Origin of the sequence: Streptomyces sp. IBSBF 2435 (assembly GCF_036815005.1) — a bacterium.
GTDB lineage: Bacteria > Actinomycetota > Actinomycetes > Streptomycetales > Streptomycetaceae > Actinacidiphila.
Genome location: NZ_JAJSYW010000056.1, coordinates 1 through 12,109 on the forward strand (window position 1 = coordinate 1; position 12,109 = coordinate 12,109).

General features: G+C 71.2%; 12 protein-coding genes. 2 read left to right on the plus strand and 10 right to left on the minus strand.

All coding sequences use genetic code 11. The features are described 5' to 3' along the window. The 7 genes from V7E46_RS13615 to V7E46_RS13645 form a co-directional block, all read right to left on the minus strand. A partial coding sequence (locus V7E46_RS13615) for a DoxX family protein (RefSeq protein ID WP_443054148.1) occupies window positions 1–1,561 on the minus strand: 1,561 nt, incomplete at its 3' end. A gap of 143 nt (window positions 1,562–1,704) precedes the next feature. Beyond that, window positions 1,705–2,664: a 23S rRNA (guanosine(2251)-2'-O)-methyltransferase RlmB gene (rlmB, locus tag V7E46_RS13620; protein ID WP_329176076.1), complete on the minus strand. Its 960-nt coding sequence runs from the start codon at window positions 2,662–2,664 to the stop codon at window positions 1,705–1,707. Window positions 2,665–2,755: 91 nt separating this feature from the next. Beyond that, complete coding sequence (gene cysS / locus V7E46_RS13625) at window positions 2,756–4,147, minus strand: cysteine--tRNA ligase (RefSeq protein ID WP_333768659.1); 1,392 nt, start codon at window positions 4,145–4,147, stop codon at window positions 2,756–2,758. 160 nt (window positions 4,148–4,307) lie between these two features. Continuing rightward, entirely contained in the window at window positions 4,308–4,694 is a 387-nt protein-coding gene (locus V7E46_RS13630; RefSeq protein WP_333768660.1) for a PPOX class F420-dependent oxidoreductase, read from the minus strand. 163 nt (window positions 4,695–4,857) lie between these two features. Next, window positions 4,858–5,358 (minus strand): 2-C-methyl-D-erythritol 2,4-cyclodiphosphate synthase, encoded by a 501-nt coding sequence (gene ispF, locus V7E46_RS13635; RefSeq protein ID WP_333768661.1) that lies wholly within the window; start codon window positions 5,356–5,358, stop codon window positions 4,858–4,860. Continuing rightward, complete coding sequence (gene ispD / locus V7E46_RS13640) at window positions 5,348–6,076, minus strand: 2-C-methyl-D-erythritol 4-phosphate cytidylyltransferase (protein ID WP_329182429.1); 729 nt, start codon at window positions 6,074–6,076, stop codon at window positions 5,348–5,350. Before ispD ends, ispF begins: the two co-directional genes overlap by 11 nt. A 393-nt stretch (window positions 6,077–6,469) precedes the next feature. Continuing rightward, window positions 6,470–6,952 carry a CarD family transcriptional regulator gene (locus V7E46_RS13645; protein ID WP_033174074.1) on the minus strand — a complete coding sequence of 161 codons (483 nt, stop codon included), beginning with the start codon at window positions 6,950–6,952 and terminating at the stop codon, window positions 6,470–6,472. Between the two features lie 576 nt (window positions 6,953–7,528). Between V7E46_RS13645 and V7E46_RS13650 the strand changes: the two genes are divergently transcribed. Beyond that, a complete protein-coding gene (locus tag V7E46_RS13650) occupies window positions 7,529–8,149 on the plus strand; it encodes a DUF461 domain-containing protein (protein WP_333768662.1) in 621 nt (206 codons plus the stop codon). A gap of 238 nt (window positions 8,150–8,387) precedes the next feature. Here V7E46_RS13650 and V7E46_RS13655 read toward each other — a convergent pair whose 3' ends face one another. Then, complete coding sequence (locus V7E46_RS13655) at window positions 8,388–9,068, minus strand: response regulator transcription factor (protein WP_329176085.1); 681 nt, start codon at window positions 9,066–9,068, stop codon at window positions 8,388–8,390. Beyond that, the gene (locus V7E46_RS13660; RefSeq protein ID WP_333768663.1) at window positions 9,065–10,348 is read right to left on the minus strand and encodes a sensor histidine kinase; all 1,284 of its coding nucleotides are present in this window, start codon (window positions 10,346–10,348) and stop codon (window positions 9,065–9,067) included. The genes V7E46_RS13655 and V7E46_RS13660 overlap by 4 nt, the downstream gene beginning before the upstream one ends. 204 nt (window positions 10,349–10,552) lie before the next feature. Between V7E46_RS13660 and phoU the strand changes: the two genes are divergently transcribed. Continuing rightward, window positions 10,553–11,233 carry a phosphate signaling complex protein PhoU gene (gene phoU, locus V7E46_RS13665; protein WP_329176089.1) on the plus strand — a complete coding sequence of 227 codons (681 nt, stop codon included), beginning with the start codon at window positions 10,553–10,555 and terminating at the stop codon, window positions 11,231–11,233. Window positions 11,234–11,625: 392 nt separating this feature from the next. Here phoU and V7E46_RS13670 read toward each other — a convergent pair whose 3' ends face one another. Next, on the minus strand, window positions 11,626–12,084 hold the full coding sequence (locus V7E46_RS13670) for a hypothetical protein (protein ID WP_333768664.1): 459 nt from the start codon (window positions 12,082–12,084) through the stop codon (window positions 11,626–11,628). Between the last annotated feature and the right edge of the window lie 25 nt (window positions 12,085–12,109).

The following is a 12,109-nucleotide window of genomic DNA, read 5'->3' on the forward strand; positions in this document are numbered from 1 at the left end:
GGGGGGGGGGGGCCGGCGGGGCCGCGGGCGGGGCCTGGGAGGACGGGGTAGAGCCGCCTGAGCCGCCGCTGCCCCCCGAGGAGCCGCCGGAGCCGGTGGCGGACGTGCTGCCGGGCGCGTGGGTGTGGCCGGGGGCCGCGGTGGGCGCCGAAGTGGCGGACCCGGACGTGTCCGGCTTCTTCTTCTTGTCGGCCCTCGCCGACTTCGACGGCTCCGGCGTCGCGGACGCGGAACCGCTGTCGCCGCCGGAGACCTCGGGCAGCGGCATGCCCGGCAGGTTGTTGACCGGCGGGGCGGTCGGACCGGCCGGCCGGTGTTCCGGAGCGGTGGAGGCCCGTACCGCCGCGCCCAGCACCGAGCCGAGCAGCAGGGTGCAGCCGACGATGACCGTACCGAGCACCGCGCCCCGTCGCAGGACGTAGTGGCGCAGGTCCCACAGGCCGACCCGGGGGCCGAGGCGCCGCCATGCGTCGCCGGCGAGCTTGCCGTCGATCGAGTAGACGGGGGCGCCGGCGATGACCAGCGGGCTCCAGGCGGCCAGGTAGATGAAGTCGGGGGCGTCGTAGACCGGGACGGTGCGCCAGCTCACGGTCACGAGCAGCGCGATGGACAGGCCGGCGCCGAAGACCGCCGCGACCCGCTGCCACAGGCCGCAGATGGTCAGGACGCCGACCACGACCTGGAGGAAGGCGATGCTCAGGCCCGCGCCCACCGGGTGGTCGAGCGCGGCATTGCGCAGCGGTTCCGCCGCCGCCCAGGGGTGCAGCGAGGCCAGCCAGGTGACCATGGAGCCGCGCTCGCCGCCGTCGAAGTAGACGCGGTCGCACAGCTTGCCCATGCCGGCGTAGATCGACACGAAGCCGAGGAAGACACGCAGTGGGAGCAGCACGATGCCGAGGTTCATCCGGCGGCCCGGATACCAGGCGTGCTTGACGAAGTCACCGTTGCTCTTGCGCGGCCTGCGCTCCTGCTCGGCGTCCTCGTAGCCGTCCTCGTAGCCGTCGCCATAGGTGTCGCCGTCGCCATGTGCGCCGCCGGCGCCGGGGCCGCGGTAACCGACCACGGGCTCGTCGTCCTGGTCGTACGCGCCGCGCGCCGGCCGTACGCCGCCGAGCAGGCCGGTCGGGGACTCGCCGCTGCGCGGGCCGACGACGGTCGGGGTGCCGGGCGGCCGCACGGTGGTGTCGCCGATCCTCGGCAGCAGCTGCGTGGCGGACCCCGCCGGGCCGTCGGCGGTGCCGGCCCGGCGTACCGCCTGGAGCAGCTCACCGGCCAGTTCGTCGCCGGGCTCGCTGCGGCCCGACCACACCACCGGCGCCAGCTTGCGGCGGCCGGGGACTCCGGCGGCGTCCGCGTGCTGCGAGGCGGCCGTGATCCCGGCGGTGTCGCCGATGCGCAGGGAACGGACCGAGGCCCGTCCCAGCTGCACACGGAAGCTCGCATGGGTGACGATGACCTGGGCGGGGTCGCTCGGCACCCGTGCCATCGTCATGACCGGCTCGTCGAATCCGGGCGTCCCTCCCCCCGTGGAGGGGTGGGGTGTTCTGGTGTCCACACTCATCTAACCGAGTGACTGACCTTTAGGACACTGCCTGCCGGAGCCCTTGATGTCCGAGACGCGTCAATCGTGCAGAGCCCGTATGATGCCCTCCCGCGCGGCCGCGCCCCCGGCCCCGTCAGGTTCTGCCCGGTTGTGGCTCCCGCTCAGGCCCGGCGCCGCGCCGCCTCGTACAGCACCACGCCCGCCGCCACGCCCGCGTTCAGCGACTCGGCCGCGCCGCCCGGCATCGGGATACGGACCAGCAGGTCACAGGTCTCGCCGACCAGCCGGGACAGGCCCTTGCCCTCGCTGCCCGCCACGATGACGACAGGCCCGGTGAGCGCGTCGAGGTCGTAGAGGTCGACATCGCCGTCCGCGGCCAGGCCGATCACGGTCAGGCCGGCCTTCTGGTACGCCTCAAGGGTGCGGGTGAGGTTGGTGGCGCGGGCCACCGGGACGCGGGCTGCGGTGCCGGCCGAGGTCTTCCAGGCGCCGGCGGTCATGCCGGCGGCGCGCCGCTCGGGCACCACGACACCGTGGCCGCCGAAGGCCGCGACCGAGCGGACGACCGCGCCGAGATTGCGCGGGTCGGTCACACCGTCGAGGGCGACGATCAGCGCGTCGTCGCCCTGGTCCGCGGCTCCGGCGAGCAGGTCCTCGGGGTGGGCGTACTCGTACGCCGGGATCTGGAGCACCAGGCCCTGGTGGTTCAGGCCCGCGGTGAGGCGGTCAAGCTCGGGCCTGGGCGCCTCCAGCAGCGGCACCCCGCGGTCGGTGGCGAGCCGCAGCGCCTCGCGCACCCGGTCGTCGTTGTCGATGAACTGCTGGACGTAGACCGCGTTCGCGGGGATGTCGGCGCGCAGCGCCTCGACCACCGGATTGCGGCCGACGACCATCTCGGACGTCGACTTGGCACCGCGGCCCGACGGACGGCGGGACTGGCCCGACACCGTCCGCCTGGCCTGGGCAGCGGCGACGCGGTTCTTCTTGTGGCCCTTGCGCGCCTCGGCAGGCGGCGTCGGGCCCTTGCCCTCAAGGCCCTTGCGGCGCTGCCCGCCGCTGCCGACCGTGGCGCCCTTCTTGTTGGACGTACGGCGGTTCCTGCGCTGGCTGTTGCCGGCCATGGGGCACTCTCACTTCTGTTCGCGTCTCGACGTCGCTACGTCTCCACGTGTCTGCGTCGAATGTCTTTGTCGGTTGGGGGCGGCCGGGTGTTCAGCCGCGCAGTGTCCACCGCGAGCCGGTCGGCGTGTCCTCGATCTCCAGGCCCGCCTGGACCAGCTGGTCGCGGATCGCGTCCGCCGTCCCGTAGTCCTTGCGGGACCGCGCCGACTGCCGCTGTTCGAGCACCAGCTGGACGAGCGAGTCCACCACGCCGTGCAGGTCGTCCCCGCGGTCCGCGCCGGTCCAGTGCGGGTCCAGCGGGTCCAGGCCCAGCACTCCGAGCATCGCACGGACCTCGGCCAGTCGCGCGACCGCCGTTTCCTTGTCGTCGGCGGTGAGCGCGCTGTTGCCCTGCCGGACGGTGGTGTGCACGACGGCCAGCGCCTGCGGCACGCCCAAGTCGTCGTCCATTGCCTCGGCGAAGGCGGGCGGCACCTCTGCCGCGGGATCCACGTGCCCGGCCTTCTCGACGACCCGCTGCACGAAGCCCTCGATCCGCGCGAACGCGGCCTCCGCCTCCCGCAGCGCCTCCTCGCTGTACTCGATCATCGACCGGTAGTGCGGGGTGCCCAGGTAGTAGCGCAGCACGATCGGGCGCCAGCGCTGCACCATTTCCGAGACCAGCACGGAATTGCCGAGCGACTTGCTCATCTTCTCGCCGCTCATGGTGACCCACGCGTTGTGCACCCAGTAGCGGGCGAACTCGTCGCCGTACGCCTTGGCCTGGGCGATCTCGTTCTCGTGGTGCGGGAAGATCAGGTCGATGCCGCCGCCGTGGATGTCGAAGACGGGGCCCAGGTACTTGTGCGCCATCACCGAGCACTCCAGGTGCCAGCCGGGCCTGCCGCGGCCCCACGGTGTCTCCCAGGACGGCTCGCCCGGCTTGGTGGCCTTCCACATCGCGAAGTCGCGGTGGTCGCGCTTGCCGGTCTCGCCCTCGCCCTCGGGCTGGCGCAGATTGTCCAGCTCCTGGTTGGACAGCTCCAGATAGCCGGGGAAGGACCGCACGTCGAAATAGACGTTGCCGTCGGAGACGTAGGCGTGGCCGCGCTCGATCAGGCCGCGCATCATCTCGATCATCTCCGGCACATGGCCGGTGGCCCGCGGCTCGTACGTGGGCGGCATGCAGCCCAGCACGTCGTAGCCGTTGCTGAAGGCGCGCTCGTTCTCGTACCCGATGGACCACCAGGGGCGGCCCTGGTCGGCGGCCTTGCGGAGGATCTTGTCGTCGATGTCCGTCACATTGCGGATGAACGTGACGTCGTAGCCGCGGTGGCGGAACCAGCGCTGGATGATGTCGAAGTTCAGGCCCGACCTGATGTGGCCGATGTGCGGTGCCGCCTGCACAGTGGCGCCACACAGGTAGATCGAGACACAGCCCGGCGTGAGCGGGACGAAGTCACGGACCTGGCGTGCGCTGGTGTCGTACAGGCGAATAGTCACGCCATCAAGGGTAGTGGCCGTTGGAGGGTGCCACGTGCGGTCTGCCGCAGACAGACCGCACATCCGCCCCAGGCGGCTCTTTCCGGCCCTCCGTCGTCAGCGGTGCCGGTGATCCGCCAGCCGTGCGTGACGGTCCCGTCAGCCGAAGCCGGCGGTCCCGTCAGCCGTGCTCGACGATCCGGTCGGCCGTCACGCGCACCACGAGGCGTACGTCGCCCGGCTGGTCGCCGCTGTACGGGCCGCCCGTGTACTTGTCGCTGAGCGCGTTGATCAGCTCGTCGCCGCCCTCCGTGGCCATCGAGGCGGTGCCGCGGATCTCGACGTACGCGTACGGGTTGTCGGCCGGCATCGCCAGCAGGGTGATCCGCGGGTCCTTCACCAGGTTGAGGTGTTTGCGGCGCCCCTCCTTGGTGGAGAAGACGACGTCGTCACCGTCGAGCGTCACCCACACGACGGACAGCTGCGGTGAGCCGTCCGGCTGGAGGGTGGCGACGGTCGCGAAGTTCTTGCCGTCGAAAAGTGCGCGGGCGGACTCGGAGAGTGCCATGGCGTGCGGTGCCTTTCTGCCAGGGGTCGATCGGTGCGTCTGCCGGTTTTCCGGCAGCGGATCCATCGTGGCTCGTCGCGCGGTCCCGCGGGTGCCGTGCGCGGCGGGCGGGGGGCGGAGCGGTCAGGTCAGGTCAGGTCAGGTCAGGTCAGGTCAGGTCAGGTCAGGGAAGCGCGGCGACCAGGGCGGTGGCAATGGCCGCGAGGCCCTCACCGCGGCCGGTCAGTCCGAGGCCGTCCGTCGTGGTGCCGGAGACCGAGACCGGGGCTCCGACGGCCGCGGACAGCGCGGCCTGCGCCTCGGCGCGGCGCTTGCCCACCTTCGGGCGCACCCCGATCACCTGGATCGCGACATTGCCGATACCGAAGCCGGCCGCCCGCACGATCCGGGCCGCCTCCGTGAGCAGCGCGGTCCCGGAGGCGCCCGCCCACTCGGGGCGGTCGGTGCCGAAGTGGGCGCCCAGGTCGCCGAGCCCGGCGGCCGAGAACAGCGCGTCGCAGGCCGCGTGGGCGGCCACGTCCGCGTCGGAGTGCCCGGCGAGGCCGAATTCGGCGCCCTCCCAGTGCAGGCCGGCGCACCACAGCTCACGCCCCGCCTCGAAGGCGTGGACGTCGGTCCCGATGCCGACCAGCGGCAGCGCTCCCGCGGGGAAGTCAGTGGCCATTGGCCCTCCTGCGTGCCAGTACGGCCTCGGCCAGGACGAGGTCCAGCGGCCTGGTGACCTTGAAGGCCTCCTCGTGTCCCGGCACGACGAGGACGGGGACGCCCAGCTGCTCGACCATGCCCGCGTCGTCAGTGACGTCGCCGGTGACCATGGCGTGGGCCTTGGCCAGTATGGCGCGGTCGAAGCCCTGCGGGGTCTGCACGGCCCGCAGCAGGGACCGCTGCGGGGTGCCGGTGACCTGGCCCGTCGCGAGGTCGACGCTCTTGACGGTGTCGGCCAGCGGCAGTCCAGGCACGACGGCGGGGGCACCGGCGCGTACCGCGTCGACGACGGCCTCGACCGTCTCGACCGGCACCAGCGGGCGGGCGGCGTCGTGTACGAGGACCACGTCCACGTCGTCGGGCAGCGCGGCCAGGCCGAGCCGTACGGAGTCCTGGCGCTCGTCACCGCCGGGCACCACCCTTATGTCGGTGGACTCGGGCAGCCCGTTCGCGTCGAGCAGCGCGCGGACCTCGGCGGCGCCTTCCGGCGGAGCGACCACGACGATGACGGTGACGGCCCTGGCTCGGGCCATCGCGCGGACGGCGTGGACCAGGATCGGGACCCCGCTGAGAGTGCGCAGCGCCTTGGGCGCCCCGGGGCCGAGCCGGACACCACGTCCGGCGGCGGGAATGACGGCTGCGGTACGCAGGTTTGTGTCCTTGTATGAGATGGGTATCGCTTGGAGGTGCCCCCGGGCCGAACGGCCGGGCGGCGCCCCCGGGCGAAGTCGGGGGGTGGTATCACCGGGCGAAGCCCGGGGAGCCAGGACACGGTATTCCGGAGGACCCCTTCCGTGAAGTCCTCGGGAAGACCGTGGCGCCCGGCACGAGCGAAGGCGTTCCGTATGCCGTGCGATGGTGCGCGGCCGGGATGGCGCCCGGCCACCGCATGCCCGCGGCCTGATCCACTGCCACTGCATGCCGCAGCACCCGGCGGTCATGCTGAGCCGGGTGCCGCGGCAGGTCCCTCGGGGGTCGTCCGAGGGTTGCGTCTGCGTAAGTCAGTACGTCACGGCAGCGTGGGTAGCGCTGTAGGGACGCGACACGAGAACGTCCGGGAGGGGACGGTCTTACGACGCGAGGACTTCGTCGAGCAGGGCCTCGGCCTTGTCCTCGTTGGTGTTCTCGGCCAGTGCGAGTTCGCTGACCAGGATCTGCCGGGCCTTGGCGAGCATGCGCTTCTCGCCGGCCGACAGGCCGCGCTCGCGCTCGCGGCGCCACAGGTCACGGACAACTTCCGCAACCTTGATGACATCGCCGGAAGCGAGCTTCTCCAGATTTGCCTTGTATCGGCGGGACCAGTTGGTCGGCTCCTCGGTGTACGGCGCGCGCAGCACCTCGAAGACCCGATCCAGACCCTCCTGACCGACCACGTCGCGTACGCCGACGAACTCCGCATTGTCCGCGGGTACGCGCACCGTCAAGTCGCCCTGAGCGACCTTGAGCACCAAGTAGGTCTTGTCCACGCCTTTGATCTGGCGAATTTCGATAGCCTCGATCAGCGCGGCCCCGTGATGGGGATAGACCACGGTGTCGCCAACCTTGAACGTCATGTGACAGGTACCCCTTCCGTGGCTATCCAGGGTAACACGGGAACGCCCTCATCTGAATGGCGTTTTCGCAGGTCAGGGCATATCTCGGGGCTTGACAAGCGCCCCTGGAACGTGCTGGAGGGTGCCACATCGGCGCGGTATCCGCAGGTCGGAGCATGTATAGGGCAAAGCGGAAACACGCGCGTCACACCCAGGGAAGCCCGGGAACAGCGGTCGATACGTCCGTATTTGTCACTCCCGGGCGAGTGGATCTTCGCTACTCCGTTCGGGTTCCCGGCCGTTGAAGATCCAATTTTGCACCTTCATGGAAATCCCCCGCGTGCCCGCTCGTGCCGATCCACCGGTAATCACACCGTGGTAATGCCGGAATACATTGCGGGCATGTTGCGGAGCGCGACCCAGTGACCGCCGCACCGCGCTTCCGGCCTGCTCAGGCGGGTGCGGCGGCCGGTGCGCACCACCGGTCGGGTGAGCGGGCGTCACGGAGGGACCACCCGGTGTGTGGGCGCGCGGACGGCTCGGTAATCTAAGGCCGCTGGAAGATCGTCAGAATCTGCCCAAGGAGATGCCGCCGTCGTGGTCCGCAGCTTCCGACGCGGCGCCCTCGCCGCCGTCGCCGCGCTCTCGCTCGCCCCACTCGCCGCCTGCGCGGCCGGGAACAAGGCACAGTCCCTGGAGGTCAAGCCGGACAGCCAGTCCGTGACCGTCGGCGACATCCAGGTGCAGAACGCCTTCGTGCTCACCAAGTCCGGCGGCCCCGCCACCGTCTCGGCGCGGCTGTTCAACAACGGCTCCACCGACCAGACGCTCCAGGCCGTGCAGCTCTCCGGCGGACTGACGGCGCAGCTGTCCGCCGCCGACGGCGGCAGCACGATCACCGTTCCCGCGCACGGCACCGTGCTGCTCGGCGGCCAGGGCAACCCGGCCGCGGTCATCAGCAGCGGCGCCGAGTCGCTGCAGGACGGCAACGTGCAGAACGCCGTGTTCAACTTCAGCTCCACCGGCGCGGTCGCGCTGCCGGTCAATGTGACGCCGGCGGCCGGCTTCTTCGAGCCGTACGGGCCCAGCTCGCTGCCGACCACCGCGGTCCCGACGGACACCGCCACGGCCAGCGCGACGCCGGGCGGCACCGCCTCCCCGGGCGGCACGGCCACGCCCTCGGACACCGCGAGCCCGTCGGACACGGCCACGCCGTAAGCGCGGCAATGTACGGCGGAAGAACGCCGGTAAGGGTCCGGCGCCACGTGCCGGACCCTTACGCGTACGAACGTGGCGCCGCGCGGAGCGCGCCGGACCGTACGGACACGTCGAGCCGCACGGCCGCCTCAAGCCGTACGAGCGCCTCGCCGCGCGGACGCCGGTCCAGCCGTACGGGCGCGGGCGAGCCGTACGGACGGGCGGGCGCGGGCGAGCCGCACGGACGGGCGGGTGCGGCCTACGGCTCGAACTTGTAACCGAGTCCGCGGACCGTCACCAGGTAGCGGGGCGCCCCCGGGTCGGGCTCGATCTTGGCGCGCAGCCGCTTGACGTGGACGTCGAGCGTCTTGGTGTCGCCGACGTAGTCCGCGCCCCACACCCGGTCGATGAGCTGCATACGCGTCAGCACCCGGCCGGCGTTCCGCAGCAGCATCTCCAGCAGGTCGAACTCCTTGAGCGGGAGGTCCACCTTGCCGCCGCCGACCGTGACGACATGCCGGTCCACGTCCATACGGACCGGGCCGGCCTCCAGGGCGGCGGGGGAGATCTCCTCGGGCTCGCCGCGGCGGCGCAATACCGCGCGGATACGGGCGACCAGTTCCCGCGAGGAGAACGGCTTGGTCACATAGTCGTCCGCGCCTATCTCCAGGCCGACGACCTTGTCGATCTCGCTGTCCTTGGCGGTCACCATGATCACCGGGACATTGGACTTGAGCCGCAGCTGGCGGCAGACCTCGGTGCCGGGCAGCCCCGGCAGCATCAGGTCGAGAAGTACCAGGTCGGCGCCGTTTCGTTCGAACTCGTCCAGCGCGTCGGGCCCGGTCGCGGAAATGCCGACCTCGAAGCCCTCCTTGCGGAGCATGTACGACAGCGCGTCGCTGAAGGACTCTTCGTCCTCGACGACGAGTACGCGGGTCACGGGAGGACCTCCGGAGCGGGGATGTGTTCGGGGAGGGTCTGGAACAACTGGTCGTCCGACGGCTCGTCGGCCGCCTCTGCGTCCGCCTCGGCATCGGGGTCGGTGCCGGGCGGAAGCGCGCGGTCGCGGGCGATCCCTGCTTCGGGAAGCCGCAGTGTGAAGGTGGAGCCCTGGCCTTCCGCGCTCCATACGGTGACCTCGCCGCCATGGGTGGCGGCGACGTGTTTGACGATGGACAGGCCGAGCCCGGTGCCGCCGGTGGCCCGCGAGCGCGCCGGGTCGACCCGGTAGAAGCGCTCGAAGACCCGGTCGCGGTCCTTCTCGGAGATGCCGATGCCCTGGTCGGTGACGGAGATCTCAATGAGGTCGCCGCCGGCCGCGGGGATCCGGCGCCCTGTGATCCCGACCCGGGTGCGGGCCGGGCTGTAGTTGACGGCGTTCTCGACGAGATTGCCGAGCGCTGCCGCGAGCTGGCCCCGGTTGCCCCAGATGAAAAGGTCGGGGGTGGCGCCGGCGGCCATGGTGATCTGCTTGGTGTTGGCCTGGTGGCGGCAGCGGTCGACGGCTTCTGCGACCAGGTCGTCCACCGCCACCGGCTCCGCGTCGTCCAGCAGGTCGTCGTCCTGGACCCGGGACAGGTCGATGATCTCCTGCACCAGGCTGGTCAGCCGGGTGGCCTCGATCTGCATCCGGCCGGCGAAGCGGATCACCGCCTCGGGGTCGTCCGAGGCGTCCATCACGGCTTCCGAGAGCAAGGACAGGGCGCCCACCGGGGTTTTCAGCTCATGGCTGACATTCGCCACGAAATCCCGCCGTACCGCTTCGATCCGCCGGGCCTCGGTGAGGTCCTCGACCAGCAGCAGCACCAGCCGGGAGCCCAGCGGTGCCACCCGGGCGGAGACCGCGAGGCCTTCACCGCGGCCGGCGCCGCGGCGCGGAAGATCGAGTTCCACCTGGCGTATCTCGCCGTCCCGCCGGGTCTCGCGGGCCATCTGCAGCATCTGGTCGACGGCGAGACGGCCGCCGCGTACCAGTCCGAGGGCATATGCCGCGGAACTGGCCTTGACCACGGTGTCGCCCTCGTCCAGGACGACAGCCGACGAACGCAGTACGGACAGCACGGTGTCCACTCCCGGCGGGAGCACGGCATCCGTGTGCAGTGCGGTACGGGTCGGGCGGGCCTGTTCCCGCTCGCTCCAGCGGAACGCGAGCACGGCGATCACGCCGGTCAGAAGACCGGCGATCGCACTGGCTGCGGCAACAGCCGCGTTCACGTCCATGGCTCCAGGTTAGGTGGCCCGCGCAAGCACTCCACAACCCATGAGAGCTACCTCTCGGGTGCACGTTGCCAAGAGTTCACCTCCACGTAGGGGCTGATTCACTCCGGGTGCGCGGCCGGTACGCACAGGGCCATCAGCGTGACAGCGTGGAGGAGAAGCCTCTGTACAGACCTGAGTACATTCTGCACATACGGAAGGAACGCGATGCGGGACGCATACCACGAGGAGCTTGACTCCATCGGTGACGGGCTGGTCGAGATGGCCAGGCTGGTCGGCTCGGCAATAGGCCGCGCCACCACCGCACTGCTCGACGCGGACCTCAATGTCGCGGAAAGTGTGATCGCGGCCGACGAGAAGGTGGACGACCTCCAGCGCGAGCTGGAGAGCCGGGCGATCAACCTGCTGGCCCGCCAGCAGCCGGTCGCCACCGACCTGCGGATCGTCGTCACCTCGCTGCGGATGAGCGCCGACCTGGAGCGCTCGGGCGACCTGGCCCGCCATGTCGCCAAGCTCGCCAGGCTCCGCTTCCCGGTCTCCGCCGTGCCGCACGACCTGCACAGCACCATCCTGGAGATGGGCCAGCTCGCGCAGCGGCTGATGGCCAAGGCCGCCGAGGTGATCATCACCAAGGACGTCGACGACGCGCTGCAGCTCGAAGCGGACGACGACCGTATGGACGAGCTGCACCGGGCCCTGTTCCAGCACCTGCTGGACGACCGCTGGAAGCACGGCATCGAGACCGCGGTCGACGTCACCCTGGTCGGCAGGTATTACGAGCGCTTCGCCGACCACGCCGTATCCGTCGCCAAGCGCGTCGTCTACCTAGTGACCGGCGAGCACGTCGACGCGATGACGCCGACCCCGACCCAGGTGGAGGGCGCGTAGTCCGCCGGGGGGCGTGCGGGTGGTGCAGTGTTGGGCGTTATGCCCTTGTGCGCCCTTGATGCGCGGCGGTGCGGGGGCGTTCACTTGTCAGCAGAAGAGCCTGAGGAGGCCGCACTGATGTCGGAGACCCCCACACCCGTACGCGCCCAGCCGACGCACGACTCCGCCGCACCGCGGCGGACCCCGCTCCCCCTGGTCGCCGCCTGCGGCTGCGGCTCCGGCTGCGGGTGCGGCTGCCAGTCCGGCAACCCGTGCCAGTGCGGAGGCTGCACCCACTAGCCCCTCCACCCGCACCCCGCACACGTGCCCCCGCCCCGCGGACCGACCGCGGCCCGGGGGCACGTATGGAGCGAAGGTTACTTCGTGCGGCGGGCCTTGCCGCACATCGTGGGTCAGCGGGCCGGGGGTGCGAGGCCTTCGCAGACGGGCTCGCGGTGATGGGCGGCGTAGTCGGACGCGTCGGAGTGGGTGAGGACGACCGCGACGGCGGTGAGCAGCACGGCCACCCAGCCCAGGACCGCGAAGCCGGTCGACAGGGCGCCCTGCCAGGTTCTCTCCTGGTTCCAGCCGCGCGCCCGAGCGCGTCTGCGCAGCCAGAAGTGCAGGCCGACGGCCGCCAGCGCCGCCGCGAGCCCGCCGTAAGCGACGGCCCAGGTGTCCCACGGCAGCGGGATCCACCGGCATTGGCTCGACCTGCGGTGCGTCCGGCTGCTGGACAGGTGCGTGGAGACGCCGAAGAGCACGCCGGCCAGCACCACCAGCGGCGGTACGGCCAGCGAGGTACGCCGCCAGGCGCGCGACGGCAGCGCGGCGGGGCTTTCGGAGCGGCTGAGAGAAGCCGTCTCGTTCATACGGGTCGGGCCAATCGTCGTCGGC